Source organism: Herbaspirillum huttiense, from assembly GCF_047300815.1.
Classification (GTDB): Bacteria; Pseudomonadota; Gammaproteobacteria; order Burkholderiales; family Burkholderiaceae_D; genus Herbaspirillum; species Herbaspirillum huttiense_A.
On record NZ_CP178608.1, the window covers coordinates 5,118,664 to 5,142,655 of the forward strand.

Sequence of the window (23,992 nt, forward strand, 5' to 3'; positions counted from 1 at the left end):
GCATGACTGCAACGCGCCGCCTGCGCAGGCAGCCTGGGCTGCACTGCGCAACAGCGATGGATCAGGGTGAACCGCTCATCCGGATCGGACCGGGCACGGCAGGCCCCGGTCCGCCACGGAAATGATTTACTTCTTGGTGGCTTCCTTCCACTGCTTCAGGAAGTCCAGGCGCTTCTTCTGGTCCAGGTAGTCCAGCAGTTCGGTGGAGACCGGCATGGGCTTGAGGGACGCGCCCAGCTGCTTGGTCAGTTCGGCCGAGGTGGTGGCGCCGGTGACGTCGCCGCGAATGGCGAAGAGCTGCGCATCATTGGCGATGATGGTCTGGCCGCGCTTGGAGAGGATGTAGTCCACCCACAGCTTGGCGGCATTGAGGTTCTTGCCGGCCTTGTTGATGAAGATCACGCGCGAGAGCACCAGGTTGTAATCCTTGGTGAAGGCCACGCCGATGGACGGGTCCTTCTTGGCGCGCACCAATGCGTAGGGGCCGAGGATGTTGTAGCCGATCAGGTTTTCACCCGAGGAGATGCGCTCCAGCATGGTGCCGGTGGACGATTGCACGCGCGCGGCCACGCCGCCCATGGCTTTGGCGAAGTCCCAGAAATGCGGGTTGTGCTTGAGGTCATAGGTCATCAGGCTGAAACCGACGCCGGACTTTTCGATGTCGTAGGTGGTGACCTTGTTCTTGAACTTGTCCTGCTTGCTGACCAGGAGTTTGGTGAACTCGTCGTGGGTGGTCGGCACTTCGGCTTCGGTCACCAGGCGCTTGTTGTAGACGATGGCGGCCGGCTCGAAGGTGGTGCCGTAGGCGGTGTCCTTCCAGTTGGCCCAGGCCGGTACGGCCGCAGCTTCCGGCGACTTGTAGGCCACGGCATAGCCTTCGGAGGCCAGCTTGACCTGCAGGTCCATGGAGGAGGACCACATCACGTCAGCCGTGGCGCCACCGGCGGCGGCTTCGGAGATGAAGCGGTTGTAGGCTTCGGTGGAGTTCATGTCGTTGTACTCGACCTTCACGCCCGGATAGAGCGCGCCGAAATCCTTGATCAGCGCTTCGGCCGCCTTGGAATCGGTGGTGCTGTAGATCACGACCTTGCCTTCCTTCTTGGCCCCTTCGATGACCTTGGCGTAATCGGCGGGATAGCCGGCCGGGGTGTCGGCATGGGCCACACCGCTGAAAGTGACGGGCAAAGCGAGGGCCAGGCCGAGCGCAATGCTCAGGCGACGTTTGTGCAACATGGATTCTCCTTGATGATGAAACGGACCTTGCGCCGGCCCGGCTGCAGAGCACGCCTGACGGCGTGTGCAACCTGGCTGGTCAGCGCACCAGGCCCAACTCCTGGGACTGCCTGCGATAGCGCGCAACGGTCTGCGCGATGTAATCCGAAAGCGGCTTGCCGGTCATGGCAAAGGGTTGCAAGCCACCGATACTGCGCTGGCGATCGAATTCGGGATCGGCCAATGCCCGGTCGAAATAGCGGACCCAGCGCCGGTAATCGGCCTCCGGCGCATGCGGGCTCATGTAGAAACCACGAATGATCGGCCACACCACCTCATAACCCTGCTCGCGTGCGGTCGGTATGGCCTGCAGCGGCCCCGGCAGGCGTTGCTCGGACAGCACCGCCAGGATCCTCACCTTGCCCTCGGCGATGAAGTAGGCGGCCTCCGAGGTATCGCCCGAGATCACCTGCACGTGCCCGGCCTGCAGGGCGGCAAACGAATCACCGCCGCCTTCCAGCGCCACGAAGCGGAACTGCTTCGGCGTAAAACCGGCTTGCTGCGCCAGCAGCGCCATCTTCAGCCAGTCCTGGCTGCCCACGGTCCCGGACAAGCCTACGGTGACCGCCGACGGATCCTTGCGGATGGCTTCCAGCAACTGCTTCAGGTTGCGCCAGGGCGCATCGCTGCGTACGGCAATCATGCCGTGATCGATGCCGATGCCGGCCACCCAGCGCACGTCGCCCACATCGGCGGGGCCATACTTGCCTTGCGCCAGGCTCAACAGCGAGCCGCCCGAAAACGCCACCAGCGTGTCCGGTCCGCCGCGCCGCTGCGAGACCACCGAACTCCAGGCCACGGCACCGATGCCACCGGGCAGGTAGGCCAGCTTGAAGGCCTCCTTGCTGCCCTCTTCCTGCATGGCCCGGCGCAACAGCTTGCACGAGGCATCCATGCCGCCGCCCGGCTTGGCCGGGACGATGCACTCGGTCGCCAGCGCGCACGGCATCGCACAGGCCAGCACACAAGCGGCCAGGAAGCGATACCAGCGCTGCCAGTGATGCGAGCGGCCCGCCTTCATGGCGGTCAGCAGCAGCGGGAAACGAATGCGGGAAGAGCGGATCCGGGGCGGCCGGACCAGGGGGCGATCATGATGTGTCTCCTGCTTGGATTTTTTGATATGGGCGCATCGTACAAGAAAAGCCTTTCAGCCGGCTTTCAGCGAAGCTGTCAGTGTGGGATCGATGCTACGCAGTTTCCACAATGGCCGGAGGGGGACGTTTCAAAGGCGCCAGCGCATCTGTTAGCATCCGCGCTGGAGACAAGCCGTACCGCAACGTACAAGTACAAGTAAAAGGGCCGCATCATGCGCATCCTGCTGGTCGAAGACCATATCGAACTTTCCCGCTGGCTGGCCAAGGCCCTGCGCGACGCCCACCTGACGGTGGAGTGTGCGCACAACGGCGCCGACGCCGACAGCCTGCTGCTGACGCAAGACTATGCCCTGGTGATCCTGGACCTGACCCTGCCGCGCATGGATGGACTGGAAGTCTTGAAACGCATGCGCGCACGCGGCAGCCGCACGCCGGTGCTGATCCTGACCGCACGCGGCGGCCTGGCCGATCGCGTCAGCGGCCTCAACATGGGGGCCGACGACTACTTGGCCAAACCCTTCGAACTGGAAGAACTGGAAGCCCGCGTCAAAGCCCTGCTGCGCCGCTCGCAGAGCCAGGAAGCCGTCACCGTGGCCTGCGGTGCGCTGTGCTTCGATACGGTCTCGCGCACCTTCACCTATCACGGCGAACTGCTGGCGCTGACCCCGCGCGAACACGCGGTCCTGGAAGCGCTCATCATGCGCCAGGGCCATACGGTCCCCAAGGACAAATTGTTCCAGCAAGTCTTTTCGCTGGACGACAATGCCAGCGTGGACGCCATCGAGATCTACATCCATCGCCTGCGCAAGAAGCTCGAACACGAGGGCGCCGGCCGCGTGGGCATCACCACCCTGCGCGGCCTGGGCTACCTGCTGCAGGCGGCGTGATGGCACAGGCGGCCAGGCGACTGGGCAACCTGCGCAGCCAGCTGGTGCGCTGGCTGCTCATCCCGCTGACATTGCTGGTGGCGCTGGACGCCGTCTCGGTCTACTACAACGCGCTCGAAGTGGCCGACCTGGCCTACGACCGCTCGCTGCTGGCCTCCACCCGCGCGCTGGCCGAGCGGGTCTCCATCGTCAATGGCCATGTCACGGCCGACGTGCCCTACGTGGCGCTGGACAGCTTCGAGACCGATACCCTGGGCCGCATCTACTACAAGGTCACCGGTCTCACGGGCGAGCTGGTCTCGGGTTATGAAGACCTGCCGCCGGTGCCGGCCAACGTCAAGCGTTCGGAAGTCTATCCGGCGCTGGTGCGCTTCTACCAGGCCGACTATCACAACCAGCCCATCCGCATCGCCGCGCTGCTGCAGCCGGTGTATGACGACAGCATGCGCGGCATCGCCCTGATCCAGGTCGGCGAGACCATGGAAGGCCGCAACGGCATGACGCGCAAGATCCTGTTCGACACGCTCTGGCGCCAGGGCACGCTGGTGAGCGTGGCGGCGCTGCTGGTGTGGTTTGCGGTGCGCTTCGTGCTGCGTCCGGTGATGCAGTTGAAGGGAGAGGTGGAGTCGCGTGCACCGACCGATCTTTCCGGTTTCGACCCGGCGCTGGTGCACAAGGAGATGCGCCCGCTGGTACAAGCCATGAATGGCTACATGGGCCGGCTGCAAGCGCTCATCAGTGCACAGCGGCGCTTCATCGCCGATGCCTCGCACCAGTTGCGCACGCCGCTGACGGTCTTGAAGACGCAATCCGAACTGACCCTGCGCGAACTGCGCCGCACGCGGCTCGATCCGGCCGAGCTGCGCGAACTGGTGGAGGGCATGGCACGCACCACCGATTCGGCGGTGCACCTGGCCAATCGACTGCTGACGCTGGCGCGTGCCGAGCATGGCGCCGCCGAGGGCGGCACCATGCGTCTGTCACTGACCGATGCAGCGCGGCAAGTCGCCCTGGAGTTGTCGCAGCAGGCCGTGTCGCGCCGTATCGGACTGGCCTTCGAGGAAGAGGGCGATATCGGCATCGAAGCCAATGCCCTGCTGCTGCATGAACTGATGGTGAACCTGCTGGACAATGCGATTCGCTATACGCCCATCGGCGGCCAGGTCACCTTGCGCGTGCGCGCCGTGAGCCGTCCGGGCCAGCCGACCGGTGCCCTGCTGGAGGTGGAAGACAACGGCCCCGGCATTGCCGAGGCCGAGCGTGAAAAAGTGTTCGAACCCTTCTATCGGGCCGGTGCCACCCAGCACGTCAATCCGGGCGGCACCGGGCTGGGGCTGGCCATCGTGCGCGAGATCGCCGCCATGCACAGCGCCACCGTCACGCTGGATGCGCCGCTGCAAGGCAGCGGGCTGGTGGTGCGCATCGCGTTTCCGGGCGTGGTCGAACTGCGCACCTGAGCCAGCGATAGTTAGTTCAGAATTGTTCCCAATCCCCGTCACCGGCCGGCGGCGCCTTGCTGCCGGCCTTGGCACTGCCCGCGCTGGCGGTCTGTTTGGCGGGCAAGGCCGGCGCCGCAACAACAGGCGCAGCCGCCGTGGCGACGGGCTTTTGTGCGGCCGGCCTGGGGGCCACTGGCGTGGGCGCCACCGGCTGGCGTACGGGCTGGGCATGGTTGCGCACGGGCGCAACCGGGGCATGCTGGCTGTCGAGCCGGAAGATGCTGACGGTCTCCGACAGCCGGTGCGATTGCTCCTGCAGGGATTGCGCGGCGGCCGCTGCCTGTTCCACCAGGGCGGCGTTCTGCTGCGTGACTTCGTCCATCTGCGTGATGGCGCGGTTGATCTGCTCGATGCCGGCGCTCTGCTCGTTGCTGGCCGCCGAGATTTCGCCGACCACGTCGGTGACGCGCCTGACGCTGGCCACCACCTCGCTCATGGTGCTGCCGGCCTGCTCCACCAGGCGGCTGCCGTTATCCACGCGGGTGACCGAATCATCGATCAAGGCCTTGATCTCCTTGGCCGCCGAGGCGCTGCGCTGGGCCAGGGTACGCACTTCGGAGGCCACCACCGCAAAGCCGCGTCCCTGCTCGCCGGCACGGGCCGCTTCCACCGCCGCATTCAGGGCCAGGATGTTGGTCTGGAAGGCGATGCCGTCGATGACGCTGATGATGTCGACGATCTTGCGGGAGGCGTCATTGATCTCGCCCATGGTCTGCACTACCTGCCCCACCACGCTGCCGCCCTGCACCGCCACCTCAGAGGCGGTCGCGGCCAGGGTGTTGGCCTGGCGTGCGTTGTCGGCATTCTGCTTGACGGTGGAGGTCAGCTCTTCCATGGCCGAGGCGGTTTCTTCCAGTGAGCCGGCCTGCTCTTCGGTGAGCGAGGACAGGTCCAGGTTGCCGCTGGCGATTTCCTTCGAGGCGGTGGTGATGGCATCGGTCCCCTGGCGCACCTGGGTGACGATGCGGTGCAGGTTCTCGTTCATGGACTTGAGCGAAGCCAGCAGGGTGCCGGTCTCATCGCGGGTGGTGGCCTCGATGCGCACCGTGAGGTCGCCCTGCGCCACGGCACCGGCGATGCAGACGGCTTCGTTGAGCGGACGCGTGATGGAACGGGTGACCAGCCAGGCGGCGGCGATGCAGATCAGGATGGCCGCGCCCGAGAGCAGCAGCATCAGGCTGGCGGCGGAACTGGCGGTCTGTTTGCCTTGCACGACGCTCTCGTCCATCATGGTCTTCTGGTAGACCACGAAGTCATCGAGCGCCTTGAGGTACTTGTCCTGGACGGGCACGACTTCCTTGAAGAGCAGGTCGGTCCCCTCTTCCTTCTTGTTCTGCCTGATCAGTTCCCGCAGCTTGTCACGCGAGGGGGTGTAGGCGTTGCGGGCCTCCATGACCATCTTCAACATGTCCTTGTCGCGCGGGCTGGTGAGCAGCTTCTCGATCTGCGCCAGCGCCTTGCCGGTCTTGGCACTGAAGGACTGGCCCTGCTCCAGGTACTTCGCCGCCTCCTCGGGGGTTCGGCCGAGCAGGGCATCGCGCAGGCTGCGCACGGCGCCATTGACGTTGTCGCTGATGTCGCTGGCCAGGGCGATCTTCTGGTAGCGGTCGTCGACGATCTCGGCGGTGGATTTCTCGACCCGGTCTAGGCTCCTGAGCGCGATCCCCGTGATCACGCACATCACCGCAATCAGCACGGCGAAGCAAACGGCCAGCCGGACGCTGATCTTGATATCTTTGATGTTCATCCTTACCCCCTTGTTGGCTGTGAAGACATGCCTGTCTTTCTGTCAGCAAATTGTTTGCGGGATGCAACGCCGCACTGGATCGCCTGACGCATGAAAAAAGCGCCGGTCAGCAGATGCTGAACGGCGCTTTCGGCCAATACTTGAGAAGACAGGGTGAGGTCCGGAACCCGAACCCTGGCCCCTGAGCCTGCGATAGTTAGTTCAGAATTGTTCCCAATCCCCGTCATCGGCTGCCATGGCCTTGCTGCCGGCCTTGGCGCTGGCTGACGCGGCCGGTTTTGCCGGCAGGGCCTTTGGGGCCGGCGCGGGCGCTGCAACGGCTGCCTTGGCCGGTGCAGCAGGGGCGGCGGCCGTCGGCTTGCTGGCCGGCTTGGGCGGCGCCGGCTTGCGCGCGGGCTGGGCACGCGGTGTTTCATGGCTGCTGAGCTTGAAGATGCTCACGGTTTCCACCAACCGGCCCGACTGTTCCTGCAACGACTGGGCGGCGGCGGCGGCCTGTTCCACCAGGGCGGCATTTTGCTGGGTCACTTCGTCCATCTGCGCGATGGCGTGATTGATCTGCTCGATGCCGTCGCTCTGTTCGTGGCTGGCGGCCGAGATCTCGGCCACCACGTCGGTGACGCGACGCACGCTGGCCACCACTTCGCTCATGGTGGCACCGGCCTGTTCCACCAGACGGCTGCCGTTGTCCACGCGACTGACCGAATCATCGATCAAGGCCTTGATCTCCTTGGCAGCGGACGCGCTGCGCTGGGCCAGGGTACGGACTTCGGAGGCCACCACCGCAAAGCCGCGTCCCTGCTCGCCGGCGCGTGCCGCTTCCACGGCGGCGTTCAGGGCCAGGATATTGGTCTGGAAGGCGATGCCGTCGATGACGCTGATGATGTCGACGATCTTGCGGGAGGCGTCGTTGATCTCGCCCATGGTCTGTACCACCTGCCCCACCACGCTGCCGCCCTGCACTGCCACGTCGGAGGCGGTGGCGGCGAGGCTGTTGGCCTGGCGGGCATTGTCGGCATTCTGCTTGACGGTGGAGGTCAGTTCTTCCATCGCCGAGGCGGTCTCTTCCAGCGCGCCAGCCTGTTCTTCAGTGCGGGAAGACAGGTCCAGGTTGCCGCTGGCGATTTCGGAGGAGGCCGTATTGATGGTGTCGCTGCCGGTCCGTACCTCGCTGACGATGCGGTGCAGGTTCTGGTTCATGGCCTTGAGCGAAGCCAGCAGCTTGCCGGTTTCATCCCGGGTGGTCTCGCCGATCTGTATCGTCAGGTCGCCTTGCGCCACGGCGCTGGCCACGTCCACGGCTTCATTGAGCGGCCGGGTGATGGAACGCGTGACCCACCAGGCCGCCAGCACGCACAGCAGAATGGCCACGGCCGACAGTTCCAGCATCAGGGCGATGGCCGAGTCGCTGGTCTGCTGGCCTTCGGCCACGCTCTCGTCCATCAGCGTCTTCTGGAAGGCAACAAAGTCGTTGAGGACTTCGAAGTAGCGATCCTGCTTGGGAATGACTTCATTGAAGAGTACCTCGGCGGCCTCTTCCTTTTTTTGCTGCATGATCAGCTCACGCAGTTTGTCGCGCGACGTGCTGTAGGCGGCACGCGCGTCCTGAATGGCCTTGAGCAATTCCTTGCCGCGCGGCGAGCTGATCATTTTTTCGATCTGGTTCAGGGCCTCGCTGGTCTTGGCGCTGTTGGCCGCACCGCGGTCGAGATAGCGCTTGGCCTCGTCGAGATTGCGCCCCAGCAAGGCATTGCGCAGGTTGCGCGCGGCCGAATTGACGTTCTCGCGGATCTCCATCACCAGCGCGATCTTCACGTAGCGGTCCTCGACCACCACGCGCGAAGCGTTGCTGATGCTGTGCAGGCTTTGCATGCCCACCCCTGTGATCAGGCACATGACCGCAACCAGGACGGCGAAGCAAGCCGCCAGGCGTACGCTGATCCTGATGTTCTTGATGTTCATTCCAATCTCCCCCGATGGACTGTGAGTATGCGCGACAGCGCAGTGTGGCTGAGGACGCCGGGCCAGGCCATCAGGGAGATCCTGATACGTGTGGGAAACACATGCGCCGGCGTTGCCGCACAGCAATCCGGTTCGCTGCGCCCCAAAAATGAAAAAGCTGCCGTTCAGTCTTCTTGAACGTCAGCTTTTTGTCAGACTTGAGCCTGCGAGGTCAAATTCTCAGGGCTCGGCTCGCAGTCCCGTCACACGAATGCCCCGATCGCCGCGACGACCGCCTCCCGTACCGATCCGCTGACCACGAAGCCATGCGCGGCCTGCACGTCGTCGTGGAACCAGCGATCGCCCTCCAGGCAAGCCGGGATCTGCCGACGGATTTCCTCATAGGCCGCCTGCGTCCCCTGCCCCAGTTTGAAGTCCTTGAGCAACTCCTCGGTCATGGTCAGCGCCTGCGCCGCCAGCAGCATTTCCACGCCGACGATGTATTGCGTGTTCTGCACCACCGTCATGGCCTTGCGGGCGCACCAGGTCGAGTTGGAAATGTGGTCCTCGCTGTTGCCCTTGGACGGGATGCTGTCCACGCTGCCCGGCATGCAGAGGGTACGGTTTTCCATCACCAGCGAACTCATGGAACACTGCACCACCGGATAGCCGGTGTTGACCCCGCGCATGCCGCTCATCAGGTTGCGCGGCAATCCCCACGACAAGGTCGGATCGATCAGGCGCGCGATGCGGCGTTCGCAGATGCTGCCCAGGTCGGTGATGGCCATGGCCAGCAAGTCCATCGCCTGCGCCAGATACTGGCCGTGGAAATTGCCGCCGGAAATGATCTCGAAACCTTCGCCGTCTTCCTTGTTGAAGATCAGCGGATTGTCGGTGGCGGAGTTGGTCTCTTTCTCGATGATGGTGTCGATGTAGTCGAGCGCATCGAAGACCGGGCCATACACCTGCGGTGCGCAGCGCAGCGAATAGACATCCTGAATACGCGCGGTATAAGGGATGTCGGTACGGCGCAGTTCATCAGGCAATTGCACGGCGCGCGCTTCATGCGTAGTACGCGTGGACCCCTTCAACAAGGTACGGATCACTTCGGCCGTCTTGATCTGGCCCGCATGGGGACGGGCCATCTGGATACGCGGATCGAAGGCCGCCATTTCGGCCCGCATCGCTTCCAGCGTCAGCCCCAGGGACAGGCAGGCATCAGTCAGCAGATGGCGCGCATCGTGTGCGGCGAGGATGGCGACAGCCAGCGAGGCGGTGCAGCCATTGATGAGGGCCGAGGCATCCTTGGCCTTAAGATCAAATTTGACCGAACCTATCCCGGCCTGCTCGATGGCTTGCGTGGCGCGCATGCGCTGGCCTTGATACATCACTTCGGCTTCATCAAACCCGGCAATGGCCGCCGCCAGATAGGCCAGCGGCGCCAGATCACCGGAGGCACCGACCGATCCCTTCTGCGGCATGATGGGATGGATGCCCGCATTGATGAAGGCCAGCAGGCGGTCCACCACTTCCACGCGCGGTGCGGAATAATTCGATGCGAACGCATTGGCCCGCAGCAGCATGGTGGCGCGGCTGACTTCTTCCGAGAAGGGCTCGCCGATGCCCGCACTGTGGGCGCGGATCAACTGGGTCTGGAACAGCTCGATATGCTCGACCTTGATGCGCGTGTCCTTGAGCAGGCCCACGCCGGTATTGAAGCTGTACATCATGGGCGCTTCATCGTGCATCCAGGTCGATTCGATGTAGTCGCGGCTTTGCTTGAGGGCCGTTCGCGAAGACTCGGCCAGCGCGACTTTCAGGTGAGGCGCACGGGCCACGCTGACGACTTGCGCAGCGGTGAGGTTGAATCCGTCGATGGTGATGGTGGACATGGGGACTCCGTATTCTTTCAGTAAAAAGCCTGAGCGCACTCAGGGCTGGAATTGTTCGACCAGATGGCGGAAGACCTGCGCAGCGATGCAAGCGTCGTCGGTGCTCATGGTCTCGTCGGGGTGATGGCTGATGCCGCCGTTGCCACAGCGCACGAACAGCATGGCCACCTCGCCCAGCGGTGCCATGGCCATGGCGTCGTGGCCGGCCCCGGATGGCAGGTGGCGCACCGGCCAGCCGGCCGTCTCGATGGCCCGTGCCAAGGCCGCCTGCAGGCGCGGCGCGCAGGGCACGCTGGCCGCCTCATGGGTCTGGCGCAGCACGACCTCCACCTGCCGCCGCGCGGCAATGCGCTCGATCTCGGCGCGCACGTCGGCCACCGCCGCCAGACGGTCCGCATCCTCCTCGGCGCGAATGTCGATGGAAAAACTGGCCAGCCCCGGTACCACGTTGGCCGCGCCCTGCACCACTTCCAGGATGCCCATGGTGCCCACCAGCCCCGGCTTGATGCCGCAGCGGCGTTCGATGTAAAGCCCGATCTCGGCCGCCGCCATCGCTGCATCGCGGCGCAGGTGCATCGGTACCGTCCCGGCATGCGCGGCCAGGCCGCGCACCTCGGCCATGAAGCGGCTGGCACCGGAAATGGCGGTGACCACGCCCACCGGCAAGTCCTCATTGAGCAACAGCGGGCCCTGTTCGATATGGACTTCGACGAACGCCGCCACGGATGCGGGCGCCCACGCATCCCCTGCGATGCCGGCCGGATCCAGTCCGGCGGCCCGGATCGCCTGGCGCATGCTGATGCCATCGGCATCCAGGTTCTCCAGTACGGCCTGGTCGAAGGTCCCGGCCACGGTGCGGCTGCCCAGCAGGGTGGCCTTGAAGCGCACGCCCTCTTCCTCGGCAAAGCCGATCACCTCGATGGGAAAAGCAAAGCGCTGGCCCGCACGATGCCATTGGGCAATGCAGGCCAGCGGCAGCACGATGCCGAGGTTGCCGTCGTACTTGCCGGCGTTGCGCACCGTATCGAAGTGCGAACCGGTCACCAGCGCCGCACGATGCTCGTAGCCCGGCGCGGCCTCGTAGCGTCCGATCACGTTGCCGGCGTTGTCACGCCGCACGCGCAGGCCGGATTGCTCCATCCATTGCGTCAGTTCGGCGGCCGCCGCCTGGTGCGTGGGCGTGAGATAGGTCCGGGTCAGCATGCCGGCGGCTTCGCTGTGCTGCGCCAACAGCTCGGCCCATTGCATCGCTTGCTGGCCGGCCTGCTGGCTGGACGGGTCCATGGCTTTCATCGCGTCTCCTCGTGATCGACCGGCTCCGGGATGGAGCGGGACTCGAAAATTTTCGTCTTTTTTATTGTATTCAAAAATTGTATGCAATATAGTGATCTGGCGCCACCGCGACAAAAAAGATCACCAGCGTTGGCAACATTTCAATAAAACAAGACGAGGAGACAACGGTGAGCAAAGTATTCAAGTCCCTGTTCGGGCAGGTGGTGCTGGCCTTGGTGGCCGGCATCGTCATCGGGCTGTTCTGGCCCGACTTCGGCCAGAGCCTCAAACCGCTGGGCGACGGCTTCATCAAGTTGATCAAGATGATCATTCCGGTGATCGTCTTCTGCGTGGTCGTGCAGGGCATCTGCGGCGCCAGCGACCTGAAGAAGGTCGGCAGCGTAGGCGTGAAGGCCATCATCTACTTCGAGGTGGTGACCACCATTGCCCTGCTGCTGGGCCTGGTCCTGGCGCTGGTGGTGCAACCGGGCGCGGGCATGAACATCGACCCCAGCAACCTGGACGCCAGCAGCCTGTCGGGCTACATGGCCAATGCCGGCAAGGTCAAGGAAACCGGCTTTGCCGAATTCATCATGAAGCTGATCCCCGCCACCGCCGTCAGTGCCTTCACCTCCGGCGACGTGCTGCAGGTGCTGCTGATCTCGGTGACCTTCGGCTGTGCGCTGCTGCTCATCGGCGAGAAAGGAGCACCGGTCGTGGCGCTGGTGTCGTCGCTGTCGGACGCCTTCTTCAAGTGCATGTCCTTCTTCATCCGCCTGGCACCGCTGGGGGTGCTGGGGGCGATTGCCTTCACGGTCGGCAAGTACGGCATCGGCTCGTTGAAGCAACTGGCGCTGCTGGTGCTGCTGTTCTACGGCGCGGTGATCTTCTTCGTGCTGGTGGTGCTGGGCGGCATCCTGCGCGCCAGCGGGCTGTCCATCTTCAAGCTGATCCGCTACCTGCGCGAAGAGCTGGTGGTGGTGCTGGCCACCACCTCCTCGGACAGCGTGCTGCCGCAGATCATGAGGAAGCTGGAACACATGGGCATCAAGAAATCCACCGTCGGCCTGGTGATCCCGACCGGCTATTCCTTCAACCTGGATGCCTTCTCGATCTACCTGACCATGGCCGCGCTCTTCATCGCCCAGGCCACCAACACGCACCTGTCCTGGGGTGACCTGGCGGCGATCCTGGCCATTGCCCTGGTGACCTCCAAGGGCGCGCACGGAGTGCCGGGCTCGGCCATCGTGATCCTGGCGGCCACGCTGACCACCATCCCGGCCATCCCGGTCGTGGGCCTGGTGCTGGTGCTGTCCATCGACTGGTTCATCGGCATCGCCCGCGCGCTGGGCAACCTGCTGGGCAACTGCGTGGCTACCGTCGTCATTGCCAGCTGGGAAAAGGATATCGACAAGCAGCGCGCCCGCGCCGTGCTCAATGGCGAGCACGTGACGCCGCTGGCCGAGGAACTGCCGGTCCTCGACCTGCCGGGCGTGATCGCCAAGCCGGCCCAGGTCTGAGAACGGCAGACATGGCTGCACCTGCTTGCACTGGTTACAATGGAGCGCCGCCACCTGGCGGCCCTCACAGCCACCCGTCCACGCCAGCCATGACCGCTTCCGCCCCTGCCCCCGCGCCCGACAGTTCCGACGCCATCGCCAGCGACATCGCGGCCAATATCGCCGCGCAGCGCCTGCCGCCCGGTGCCAAGCTACCCGAGGAAGCGCTGGCGCGGGTCTACCAGGTCAGCCGCACCAAGATCCGCGCGGCGCTGGTGATGCTGGCCAAAGACAAGCTGGTGGACCTGATCCCCGACAAGGGCGCCTTCGTCAGCAAACCCACGGTGGAGGAGACGCGCAACCTGTTCTTCGTGCGCCGGGCACTGGAAGCGGCCATGGTGCGCCAGTTCGTGGCCTGCGCCACCGAAGCCGATTACGCCCGGCTGGAAGAGCACCTGGAACAGGAACGCCAGGCCGTCAAGGATGACAACATGCAGGTGCGCTCTTCGCTCCTGAGCGACTTCCACATCCTGCTGGCACGCATCGTCGGCAACGACGTGCTCACCGACATCCTGGAAAAGCTGGCCGGGCGCAGCGCCCTCATCACGATGCTCTACCAGTCCACGCGCGATGCCGCCTGCTCCAGCGAGGAACACGGCGCCTTCATCGCGGCGGCCCGGGCAGGCGATGTCGAGAAGGCCGTCGAACTGATGGAACATCACTTGCTGCATGTGGAACAGGCACTGGCCTTTGAACCCAAGTCCGGCCCGCGCAAGGATCTGTTGCGTGAACTGTTGTCATGAATTCGTCAGCTAGCGCAACACCCGGTCCGTAAAAAACTTAGTAAAAAATCATTTTCATTCATCCGTGTCCGCCTCCCGCAAGGGATAGCGGCCGGTCCAGATTCGTACGGACTAAGTTTTAGTCATATCGCACCCAACCACCGCCTCAGCGGCCAAGCCCGCATCAGACGGTGAAATCCCGCTGTATTCCCCGGTTGCAGCGAGTGCGGCGAGGGCCACACTCATGCACCGGTCCGGATGCCGTCCATTGCCATGGAACGAGCATGGGTACCGCCAAACAATAATGATTTCAGGGATTCCACATGCTCAACTCCATCAAAGCCCGCATCCTTTTCTATACCATCACCCTGCTGGTAGCCAGCCTGGCAGTGGTCGGCACGGTGTCCTTCTTCATCATCCAGACCGACAACGACCGCGCCATCGAGCGCAACGCGCAAGCGGTGGCCACCGGCTTCGGCTCCACCATCAATGAATGGGTGGCGGCCCGCACCGCCATGACGGTGGCGGCTGCCGAAGGCGTGCAGGGGGCCGATCCGGTGTTCGTCATCAAGCTGCTGCAAAAGAGCGGCGGCTTCTACGTCACCACCCTGGGCCGCGAGGACAAGACCGCCTTCACCTCCGCCGCCGAAGGCCTGCCGGCCGGCTATGACCCGACCGCCCGCCCCTGGTACAAGCAGGCGGTGGCGGCCGGCAAGCCCGTGCTGACCAAGCCCTACACCGACGTGGCCACCAAGAAACCGATGGTCTCCTTCACCGCGCCGGTGATGCAGAACGGCCAGCGCGTGGGCGTGGTGGCGGCGGCCATGTTCCTGGACGGGGTCTCGGAAGTGGTGCGCTCGATTCACCCGACCCCGGCCAGCTATGCCTTCCTGGTGGACCGTGACGGCCTCATGCTGGCCCACCCCGACGGCCAGTGGGTCAACAAGCCGGCCAAGGAGTGGAATGCTGAACTCACCCCGGAACGCCTGCAGAGCCTGGGCAGCGACGACAAGGTCAGCGCGCTGGCACTGGAAGGCGCGGTCAAGCTCATCAAGGGCATCCCCATCAAGGGCACCGAGTGGACCCTGATGCTGGCCATGGACAAGGCCGACGTCACCGCCGGCATGCGCAATGCCACGCGCTCGGCGCTCATCGCCCTGGTGCTGGTGGCACTGGTGGCGGCCGGCATCATGAGCCTGATCACCACGGCCGTGTTCCTGCGCCTGTCGCGCGTGCGCCGCGCCATGGACAGCCTGTCCTCCGGCAATGGCGACCTGACCCTGCGCCTGGCCGAAGATGGCAAGGATGAACTGACCCAGATTTCGCGTTCCTTCAACCAGTTCGTCAACCAGATCACCGGCATCCTGCAGGACGTGCGCCGCAGCAGCGATACCGTCAAGATTTCTTCCACCGAGATCGCCAGCGGCAACCAGGACCTGTCGGCGCGTACCGAACAGCAGGCCGGTGCGCTGGAAGAAACCGCCTCGGCCATGGAACAGCTGACCTCGACCGTACAGCAGAACTCGGAGAATGCGCGCCGCGCCAATGAGCTGGCCGGCAATGCGTCCAAGATCGCCGCGCAAGGCGGTGAAGTGGTCGGCAACGTGGTCTCCACCATGGAGGCCATCAATGCCTCCTCGCGCCAGATCGCCGACATCATCACGGTCATCGACGGCATCGCCTTCCAGACCAACATCCTGGCCTTGAATGCCGCCGTGGAAGCGGCGCGTGCGGGCGAGCAGGGACGCGGCTTCGCGGTGGTGGCTTCGGAAGTGCGTTCGCTGGCCCAGCGCAGCGCCCAGGCCGCCAAGGAGATCAAGCAGCTCATCGACAACTCGGTGGCCAAGGTGGCCGATGGCGGCCTGCTGGTGGCCCAGGCCGGGCAGACCATGGAACAGATCGTGGCCAGCATCCGTGACGTCAGCGTGATCGTCAGCGAAATCGCCCATGCCAGCAGCGAACAGAATGGCGGCATCCAGGAAGTGAACCTGGCCATCACGCATATCGACGAAGGCACGCAACAGAATGCCGCGCTGGTCGAACAGGCAGCAGCCGCGGCCAAGTCCTTGCAGGATGAGGCGCACCGGCTGTCGGTGCTGGTCGGCGGCTTCAAGATGTAGCGCCAGCTTCGTCAATATGACGTGCCGGCCTCGTCAGAATGACCAGGGCCTGTTCACATTCAATCTGTGAGTGCGAGAGGTCGCCAAGCGTTGTCTGCCTAGGCGCGGCGACGCGCCGTGGTGGTGCCACGGCAAGGAGCTGCAACAACGGCAGGCGACGCTTGGCGGCCTCTCCCGGAGGGTTGCCCCGCGCGCAAGCGGGTCCGGCCGTTTGCGTTAAAATGGCCGACGCAGTCAGCCTCTTCCGTCCTCCCGCAGGCCGGGTCTGCCAGCCGCGCCGCCCCTGGGCCATCGACATGCAACATGATGGGCCCGCCGGATCTCCCGGGCGGCAACATGATGACCCGTCCCGACCATGATGAATCCTCTCTCTACCGCTCCCGCCCTGCTGTCGGCCCGTCTCAAGAATGAAACGGCCACGCTGCACGAGCAGATGCATGCCCTGATGGAACAGGCGCAACCCTTCGCCAGCCGCGCCCAGTACGTGCGCTTCGTGGCGGCGCAGTATCACTTCCAGCGCGATGTCGAACATCTCTTCGAGGACCCGGCCATCCAGGCCGCCGTGCCTGACCTGCAGGTACGCGGCCGCGAAGCCGCTGCGCTGGCCGACCTGGCCGACCTGCAGGCCGCGCCGGGTGAGGCCGTCATCGCCACCGGCAACGTGGCCATGCCCGAAGCCCTGGGCTGGCTCTACGTCTCCGAAGGCTCGACGCTGGGCGCGGCCTTCCTGCTCAAGGAGGTCAAGGACAAGCTGGGCCTGAGCGAAAGCTTTGGCGCGCGCAACCTGGCGGCCTACCCGGAAGGACGCGCGGTGGTCTGGCGGCGCTTCGTCAGCTTCCTCGATGCGCCCGGCCTCTCGCTGCAGGAACAGGATGCGGTGGTGGCCGGTGCCGCTGCGGCCTTCGAACGTTTCGGCGTGCTGTTGAAACGGCACTTCGCGCTGGACTGAGGCAATGGCGGACAGTCCGTCCCGGCCGCCCCTGCCGCTGCCCTCCGGCCAGTTGGCCCCGCGCCGCACGCGCTGGCTGTGGCTGCTGCTGGCCTATGCCAGCCTGGGCATCGGCATCGTGGCCATCTTCATTCCCGGCCTGCCCACCACCGAATTCGTGCTGCTCTCCGCCTGGGCCGCCGGCAAGGGCTCACCGCGCCTGCAGCGCTGGCTGGAACAGCATCGCCTGTTCGGCCCGATGATCCACAACTGGCGCCACGGCCGCGTGGTGGCGCGGCGCGCCAAGATCAGCGCTTCCCTCATGATGAGCCTGTGCCTGGTCATCATGCTGTTTACCGTCAAGCGCCACTGGGTGATCGTGCTGGCCACGCTGGGCATGGCCTTGGGTGCAGCATGGATGTGGTCGCGCCCGGAGCGGGTGGAAGACGCCGAGCCCGGCGAACGCTCATGAAAAAAAGCCTGTCCCGCGCAAACGGGACAGGCTCTTCGTTGATGCACGTGCCAATCGGCGTCAGGTGATCGACGACGACACCTTCCACAGATCCACATCGCCATCGGTGGCGTGCTTGTCGATGCTGGCCAGTTCCTCCTGCGTGAAGTCCAGCTTCTTGACCGCATCCAGCGAATCGTCGAGCTGCTCGACGGTGCGCGCACCGATCAGTGCCGAGGTCACGCGCGCATCGCGCAGCACCCAGGCGATGGCCATCTGCGCCAGGGTCTGGCCGCGCTTGGCGGCGATGTCGTTCAGGGCGCGGATGCGCGCCAGGTTGTCCTCCGACAGCATGCGCTGCGGCAGCGATGGCGCACGCGTGACGCGCGCCCCTTCCGGCACGCCACCCAGGTACTTGTTGGTCAGCAGGCCTTGCGCCAGCGGCGAGAAGCCGATGCAGCCCACGCCCAGTTCTTCCAGCGCCGGCAGCAGCCCGCTTTCAATCGTGCGGTTGAGCATGGAATAGTTGGGCTGGTGGATCAAGAGCGGCACGCCTTCGCTCTTGAGGATGGCCGCTGCCTTGCGGGTCAGCTCGGGCGAATAGGACGAGATGCCCACGTAGAGCGCCTTGCCCTGGCGATGCAGCTGCGCCAGCGCGCCCATGGTCTCTTCGAGCGGGGTGTCGGCATCGACGCGGTGCGAATAGAAGATGTCGACATAGTCCAGGCCCATGCGCTTCAAGCTCTGTTCACAGCTGGCGATGAGGTGCTTGCGCGCACCGCTGGGGCCGCCGTAAGGGCCGGGCCACATCTGCCAGCCGGCCTTGCTGGAGATGACCAGCTCATCACGGTAGGGCAGGAAATCCTTGGCCATCCAGCGGCCGAAGTTTTCCTCGGCGGAACCGGCCGGGGGACCGTAGTTGTTGGCCAGGTCGAAATGGGTGACGCCACGGTCGAAGGCGCGGCGCAGCACGGCGCGGCCGGTTTCGAAGTTGTCGACGCCACCGAAGTTCTGCCACAGGCCCAGCGAGACGGCGGGCAGCAGCAGGCCGCTGCGGCCGGTGCGGCGGTAGGGCATGCGGCCATCATAGCGAGAGGATTCGGCGATATAGCTCATGGGTCTCCTTGGAGAAATGTTCTGCGGGAAGAATCGAGGGGGAACTGCCTGAACTGCCACTTCCTGGGTGGTGTGCTGAACTCTACGCTTCTCTCACTTATTCATTAAATGCAAAATTTTGATGCGATTGATCTGTCTGACAGATGAATCTCGCGGCCTGTTCCCGACGGATCGTCAGCGCGCCGGCAGGATGATGGTGGCGATCAGGCCGCCCTCCGGATGGTTGCGCAAGAGCAGTTCGCCGCCATGGGCCTGCACGATGTTGCGCGAGATGCCCAGGCCCAGGCCCATGCCGCCGCTGTTCTGCGCGCGTCCGTGTTCCAGCCGCACGTAGGGCTGGAAGAGCGTGCCCATGGCGTCTTCCGGCACGCCGGGGCCGTGGTCGCGGATCTCGATTTCCACCAGGTCACCACCTACGCCGGCCGAGGGCCGGATGCTGATCTCGACCTTCTGGCCGTAATACAGGGCATTGTCGAACAGGTTGCCGATGGCGCGCTTCAAGGCCAGCGGCTTGGCCATGACGTTGATGCCGGAGGGCGTGAAGGCGATCTCGTGGCCAGCCAGGCGGGCATCGCGGATCATGCGCAGCACCAGCGCATCGAGGCGCACCTCGGTGCGGTTCTCGTGGATGTCGCTGTCCTTCACCGATTGCAGCGCACCCTTGACCATCATGTCCAGCTCATCGAGGTCATCATGGAAATCGGTGCGCATGGCGTCGTCATCCATCAGTTCGGTGCGCAGCTTCAACCGCGTGATGGGCGTGCGCAGGTCATGCGAGATGGAGACGAACAGGCGCTCGCGGTCTTCCAGATAGCGCTTGATGCGCTCGCGCATGCCGGAGAAGGCGCGCGCCGTTTTGACGTATTCGCGGCTGCCGGTCTCGGGCAGGCTGGGCACGGTCTCGCCCTTGCCGAAGGCTTCGGCGGCATCGGCCAGCGCAGCCAGCGGACGGGTGGTCCAGCGCACCACGAGGATGGTCAGCAACAGGATCGCCGCCAATGACAAACCCTGCAGCACCAGGCGGTCCAGCCACAGCGGATTGTCGCTGTCGAGGAAATACGGGTTGGGCATGAGCGCGGCGAGGTAGATCCAGCGGCCGCTTTCCACCTGCATCTGGATCACCAGTACCGGGGCCGAGTTGGGCTTGGTCAGCAGGATGTGCTGCACCCAATTGTCGGGCAGGTCGTTGACGGTGAGGCCATCGCTGGCCACCGGCAGGCCATCCGGCCAGGCGAAGGCCAGCCGCGCTTCCGGCAGGAAGGGCAGGTCTTCGCGCAGGGTCTGGGCGGCGACATCGATGGCCAGGTTGGCCAGGCGGCTGTCGCCTATCGATTTGACCGGCACCGCGCTGCTGTTGGCGTTGATGAAGAAACGCGTGCCGCCCATCTCGCGCAGCTGCTGGATCATCAGCGGGCGATAGTTGGGCGGCAGGGTCATGAAATAGCGGATCGCCGAGGCCGCGCTATGGGCCAGGTGCTGCGCGGCGGTGCGGGTCTCGGCCTCGGACTTGCTGCGCAGCTGCACGGCCCAGATCAGGCCACCGGCCACCTGCGTGACCAGCACGCCGAAGATCATCACCACCGACAGGCGGCCCAGCAGGGAATCCGGCAGCATCCAGTCCAGCAGCGCAGCCAGGCGGCGGCGCAGGCTGGGAGGACGCGCAGCGGCGGCGGGGACAGCCAGCGCTGCCGTCTCCGGCGCCAGGCTCTCAGGCGGCTGCGGCACTGACGTCGGCCGAGAAGACATAGCCGGCACCGCGCACGGTCTTGATCAGGTGCGGCTGGCGGCCGCCATCGTTCAGGCGCAGGCGCAGCTTGCTGATCTGCACATCCAGCGAGCGGTCCAGCGGGCCGGCATCGCGTCCGCGGGTTTCTTCACAGAGCACGTTGCGATCGAGCACGTCACCCGGATGTTCGACGAAATACTTCAGCAATTGATAATCCATGCCGGTCAGGGGCACGACCTCGCCGGCGCTGTCGGTCAGCGTGCGTTCCACCGTGTCGAGCGAGAAGCCGGCGAAGCGGTAGTAGCGCGGGGCCGCACTGTTGTCGATGCCGATGCGGCGGTGGATGGCCTTGATGCGCGCCAGCAGTTCGCGCGGGCTGTAGGGCTTGGCGATGTAGTCGTCCGCGCCCAGCTCCAGCCCGACCACGCGGTCGGTCTCGTCCGAGCTGGCGGTAAGCATGATGACCGGCACGTTGGATTTGCGGCGCACTGCCTTGCACAGGGCAAAGCCGTCGGTATCCGGCAGCATCACGTCCAGGATCACCAGCGAGAGCTCATCGGCAAAGCGCTGGAACTCGGTCAGGAAGGCCGCGCCATCATGGGCCAGGCGTACTTCGTACTGGTTCTTTTCCAGATAGGCCTTCAAGAGGGTGCGGGTCTTCTGGTCATCGTCGACGATCAATATCTTGCGCGTCATGTTGCTGCTCCATCTCCGAAATTCTTAATCGTTACGATTGCGGGCGAGTGTACGCGCAATCGCTGCAAGCCGTTTCTGGGTCTGTTCTTCGCTCAGGTTGCGGTCGAGGAAGAAGCGCTGCACCTCGGCCACGATGGCATCCTTGGTCGTATCGTCGGTGGCCATGCGGTGCACCAGGCTGGGCGCCTGCCAGGCCGGCCCCTTGCTGAAGGCGCGCCAGGAGTCGCGCGCACAGCGGTCCATGTGCGGATCGGCCGCGCGCAGCACGGGAATCGAACCCTTGATCCTATTGTATTCGGACTGCACGGCCGGCGACATGGTCAGCCGCGCCAGCGTTTCCTGCATGGGCTGGTGGGCATAGTTGCCGGCGAACATGGCCAGGGTGTCGGTACTGTAGAGGTGGAAGTCGCCCGTACCCGGCGCCGGTGCACAGCCGAACTGCTGGTCCACTTCCATGCCCCAGGCATTGAGCTCGCCCTTGGCCCAGTCGCCCATGATGAGCATGGCGGCCTCGCCGCTGACCATGCTGCGCGCCACTTCCGTCCAGGGCCGTTCGCGCACCGGCTGCGGCATGGCCGGGGCCAGGCTGCGCAGGCGCTTCAAGATATGCAGCATGCGCGCATCGAGAAAAGCGGCCGGACTCATCTCCACGAACAGGCGGCGGTAATAGGCCGGGCCGCTCTCGGCCAGGGCGATGTTTTCGAAGAGCGTCGCCAATTGCCAGGCCTCGGCACTCTGCGCCAGGGGCACGATGCCGGTGCCCTGCAGCTTCTTGGCGATCTGGTCGAACTCGTCCCAGGTCTTGGGGGGCGTCAGGTTGTAGCGCTTGAAGATGGCCGTGTTGTAGAACAGCGAGTTGATGCGGTGGATGCCCAGGGGCGCAGCCACCACGTGGCCGTGATTGTTGAGCAGGGACCAGACGGTGGGGAACATCTGCTTTTCCCAGTTGCCCTGCACGGCCACATTGTCCAGCTCCAGCAAGAGGCCCAGGTCGGCCCATTCGCCGAAGACCACGCCATTCAACTGCGTCACTTCCGGGGCGCGGTTGGCCAGCACCATGCTCTTCAATACCTTGGCCGCGCCCATGCCGGCCCCGCCGGGGATGGCGACGTCGCGCCACTGGATATCTTGCTTGGCCAGCTGATTGACCACCACGTTGATGGCCTGGCGCTCGCTGGCCGAGGTCCACCAGTGCAGCACCTGCAGGGACCCCCCGCCACCGGCCGGCGGCACCGGCGACTGGGCACGCGCCACCCCCAGCGCCAGCGCGAGCAGGCACAGCACGGCCAGCCCGAAGCGGGCCGGGCCGACGCGTGCATTCGCGGGCCGTTTCGTTTTTATCATGGGGGTGCTGTCTCCAAACCGGAAGAGACTATAGCCGGGTGACTGCCATTGTGCAATTTGCGCGGGTGCGCGCCGCTGCCGCCGCCCTTTTGAAAACGATGAATTCGGTTTAGCTCTTGTTAATAAATGTAAGTCTGCTTCTGCTTATCTTATCCACAGGCGCAGCCCGATGCTGCACCCCATTCCCCTCTCGCCGCCTCGGAAAATCCGGCCGCCCCATGCTGCAGGGCCTGTAAGGATATGTAATGCGCAAGGTGCGGCGAATCGACTTAATTTCGTTTTGAATCAAACACTTGCGGCACTCTCCCGGCCGCCGCTGCCCAGGCTCGCATCACATGCTGGCCGCTGCTACTGTCACGGCGTTTCGTGGCGCAGGGCCGCTGCGATCCCCACAAAAACCAAGGAGACCCAAGATGCAGACCGAACAAAAGGCTGGTCGTTTTTCCCTCATCCCCTCGTTGCCGTCCTTCCCGCGCCGTCGCCTGCTGGCCGCCTGTGCCCTGGCCTTCGGCCTGACAGGGCTGGCCGCCGCGCCCAGCCAGGCAGGTACGCTGACCATCGAAAGCTGGCGCGTGGATGACCTGCCGCTGTGGCAGGAGGTGCTGATCCCGGCCTTCCAGCGCAGCAATCCGGGCATTACCGTCAAGTTCTCGCCGACCGCCCCGACCGAATACGATTCCAGCCTGGCCGCCCGCATGGCCGGTGGCACCGCCGGTGACCTGGTGGCCTGCCGCCCCTTCGATGTCTCGCTCTCGCTCTACAACAAGGGCCACCTGGAAAAGCTGGATGGCAAGCCCGGCATGGAATTCTTCGCGCCTGCGGCCAAGGCCGCCTGGCAGACCGATGACGGCCGCGATACCTTCTGCATGCCGATGGCTTCGGTGATCCACGGCTTCTTCTACAACACCAAGATCTTCAAGGAACTGAACCTGGAGCCGCCCAAGACGGAGGCAGAATTCTTCAAGCTGCTCGATACCGTCAAGGCCAATGGCAAGTACGCACCCCTGGTGATGGGCACCTCCGAACAGTGGGAATCGCACCAGGTGCTCTTCACCGGCATCGGTCCCAATTACTGGAAGGGTGAAGAAGGGCGCAAGGCGCTCATCGCCGGCAAGGCCAAGTTCACCGATCCGCAATTCGTGGCCGCCTGGGAATACGAAGCCAAGCTCGGCAAGTACCTGCCCAAGGGCGCGTCGGCCCAGACCTACAGCGACAGCCAGAACATGTTCGCCCTCGGCAAGGGCGCGGTCTATCCGGCCGGTTCCTGGGACATCGCCTACTTCAACGGCAAGATGGACTTCGCCGCCTTCCCGCCGCCGGTCCCCAAGAATGGCGACGCCTGCTATATCTCGGACCACAACGACATCGGCATGGGCGTCAACAAGAAGTCCAAGAACAAGGATGATGCCTACAAATTCCTGGCCTGGCTGGGATCGCAGGAGTTTGCCGATCTCTACACCAACAAGGTCACCGGTTTCTTCTCGCTGTCGAACCACCTGATCTCGGTGAAGGATCCGATTGCCAAGCAGATGATGGGCTGGCGCAAGAACTGCGCCTCCACCATCCGCGTCAATTCGCAGATCCTCAACCGTGGCACGCCCAGCATGGAAAACGAGATGTGGAACGTCAATGCCCAGGTGCTCAACGGCAAGATGACTCCGCAGGATGCAGCGGCCAAGATCCAGGCCGGCTTTGCCAAATGGTACAAGCCGCAACAATGACCTGA

At 64.5% G+C, this 23,992-nt stretch carries 18 protein-coding genes; 8 read left to right on the top strand and 10 right to left on the bottom strand.

Translation table 11 applies throughout. The features are described from left to right. Positions 1-126: 126 nt before the first annotated feature. Positions 127-1,233, bottom strand: coding sequence for an ABC transporter substrate-binding protein (locus tag ACLRDN_RS23475; protein WP_413458234.1), 1,107 nt, complete (start codon positions 1,231-1,233; stop codon positions 127-129). 79 nt (positions 1,234-1,312) lie between these two features. Next, positions 1,313-2,293 carry a Bug family tripartite tricarboxylate transporter substrate binding protein gene (locus ACLRDN_RS23480; RefSeq protein ID WP_413458235.1) on the bottom strand — a complete coding sequence of 327 codons (981 nt, stop codon included), beginning with the start codon at positions 2,291-2,293 and terminating at the stop codon, positions 1,313-1,315. 285 nt (positions 2,294-2,578) lie between these two features. On the opposite strand from ACLRDN_RS23480, the gene ACLRDN_RS23485 reads away from it, so the two are divergent. Together ACLRDN_RS23485 and ACLRDN_RS23490 are read left to right on the top strand one after the other, a co-directional pair. Further along, the gene (locus tag ACLRDN_RS23485; RefSeq protein WP_145605455.1) at positions 2,579-3,253 is read left to right on the top strand and encodes a response regulator; all 675 of its coding nucleotides are present in this window, start codon (positions 2,579-2,581) and stop codon (positions 3,251-3,253) included. After that, complete coding sequence (locus ACLRDN_RS23490) at positions 3,253-4,710, top strand: sensor histidine kinase (protein WP_413458236.1); 1,458 nt, start codon at positions 3,253-3,255, stop codon at positions 4,708-4,710. Before ACLRDN_RS23485 ends, ACLRDN_RS23490 begins: the two co-directional genes overlap by 1 nt. Before the next feature lie 16 nt (positions 4,711-4,726). On the opposite strand, the gene ACLRDN_RS23495 is transcribed toward ACLRDN_RS23490, so the two are convergent. From ACLRDN_RS23495 to ACLRDN_RS23510, 4 genes are all read right to left on the bottom strand, one after another. Beyond that, complete coding sequence (locus ACLRDN_RS23495; protein ID WP_413458237.1) at positions 4,727-6,499, bottom strand: methyl-accepting chemotaxis protein; 1,773 nt, start codon at positions 6,497-6,499, stop codon at positions 4,727-4,729. 201 nt (positions 6,500-6,700) lie between these two features. Further along, on the bottom strand, positions 6,701-8,461 hold the full coding sequence (locus ACLRDN_RS23500; RefSeq protein WP_413458238.1) for a methyl-accepting chemotaxis protein: 1,761 nt from the start codon (positions 8,459-8,461) through the stop codon (positions 6,701-6,703). Positions 8,462-8,703: 242 nt separating this feature from the next. After that, positions 8,704-10,332 carry an HAL/PAL/TAL family ammonia-lyase gene (locus ACLRDN_RS23505; RefSeq protein WP_413458239.1) on the bottom strand — a complete coding sequence of 543 codons (1,629 nt, stop codon included), beginning with the start codon at positions 10,330-10,332 and terminating at the stop codon, positions 8,704-8,706. Positions 10,333-10,371: 39 nt separating this feature from the next. Beyond that, positions 10,372-11,625, bottom strand: a complete 1,254-nt coding sequence (locus tag ACLRDN_RS23510; protein ID WP_413458240.1) for an allantoate amidohydrolase — start codon at positions 11,623-11,625, stop codon at positions 10,372-10,374. Positions 11,626-11,792: 167 nt separating this feature from the next. Between ACLRDN_RS23510 and ACLRDN_RS23515 the strand changes: the two genes are divergently transcribed. The 5 genes from ACLRDN_RS23515 (at position 11,793) to ACLRDN_RS23535 (ending at position 17,405) form a co-directional block, all read left to right on the top strand. Next, positions 11,793-13,124, top strand: a complete 1,332-nt coding sequence (locus ACLRDN_RS23515; RefSeq protein ID WP_413458241.1) for a C4-dicarboxylate transporter DctA — start codon at positions 11,793-11,795, stop codon at positions 13,122-13,124. An 89-nt stretch (positions 13,125-13,213) separates the two neighbouring features. Next, complete coding sequence (locus ACLRDN_RS23520) at positions 13,214-13,906, top strand: GntR family transcriptional regulator (protein ID WP_413458242.1); 693 nt, start codon at positions 13,214-13,216, stop codon at positions 13,904-13,906. 302 nt (positions 13,907-14,208) lie between these two features. Continuing rightward, on the top strand, positions 14,209-16,005 hold the full coding sequence (locus ACLRDN_RS23525; protein WP_413458243.1) for a methyl-accepting chemotaxis protein: 1,797 nt from the start codon (positions 14,209-14,211) through the stop codon (positions 16,003-16,005). Positions 16,006-16,360: 355 nt separating this feature from the next. Continuing rightward, entirely contained in the window at positions 16,361-16,954 is a 594-nt protein-coding gene (locus ACLRDN_RS23530) for a biliverdin-producing heme oxygenase (RefSeq protein ID WP_413458244.1), read from the top strand. A 4-nt stretch (positions 16,955-16,958) separates the two neighbouring features. Further along, positions 16,959-17,405, top strand: coding sequence for a YbaN family protein (locus ACLRDN_RS23535; protein ID WP_413458245.1), 447 nt, complete (start codon positions 16,959-16,961; stop codon positions 17,403-17,405). Between the two features lie 60 nt (positions 17,406-17,465). On the opposite strand, the gene mgrA is transcribed toward ACLRDN_RS23535, so the two are convergent. From mgrA to ACLRDN_RS23555, 4 genes are all read right to left on the bottom strand, one after another. Then, on the bottom strand, positions 17,466-18,500 hold the full coding sequence (mgrA, locus tag ACLRDN_RS23540) for an L-glyceraldehyde 3-phosphate reductase (RefSeq protein ID WP_310840031.1): 1,035 nt from the start codon (positions 18,498-18,500) through the stop codon (positions 17,466-17,468). 174 nt (positions 18,501-18,674) lie between these two features. Further along, positions 18,675-20,225 carry an ATP-binding protein gene (locus tag ACLRDN_RS23545; RefSeq protein WP_259433618.1) on the bottom strand — a complete coding sequence of 517 codons (1,551 nt, stop codon included), beginning with the start codon at positions 20,223-20,225 and terminating at the stop codon, positions 18,675-18,677. Beyond that, positions 20,209-20,922 (bottom strand): response regulator, encoded by a 714-nt coding sequence (locus ACLRDN_RS23550; RefSeq protein ID WP_034331706.1) that lies wholly within the window; start codon positions 20,920-20,922, stop codon positions 20,209-20,211. The genes ACLRDN_RS23545 and ACLRDN_RS23550 overlap by 17 nt, the downstream gene beginning before the upstream one ends. A 24-nt stretch (positions 20,923-20,946) precedes the next feature. Beyond that, on the bottom strand, positions 20,947-22,266 hold the full coding sequence (locus ACLRDN_RS23555; protein ID WP_413458246.1) for an ABC transporter substrate-binding protein: 1,320 nt from the start codon (positions 22,264-22,266) through the stop codon (positions 20,947-20,949). 413 nt (positions 22,267-22,679) lie between these two features. Between ACLRDN_RS23555 and ACLRDN_RS23560 the strand changes: the two genes are divergently transcribed. After that, the gene (locus ACLRDN_RS23560; protein ID WP_413458247.1) at positions 22,680-23,987 is read left to right on the top strand and encodes an ABC transporter substrate-binding protein; all 1,308 of its coding nucleotides are present in this window, start codon (positions 22,680-22,682) and stop codon (positions 23,985-23,987) included. Positions 23,988-23,992 lie beyond the last annotated feature (5 nt).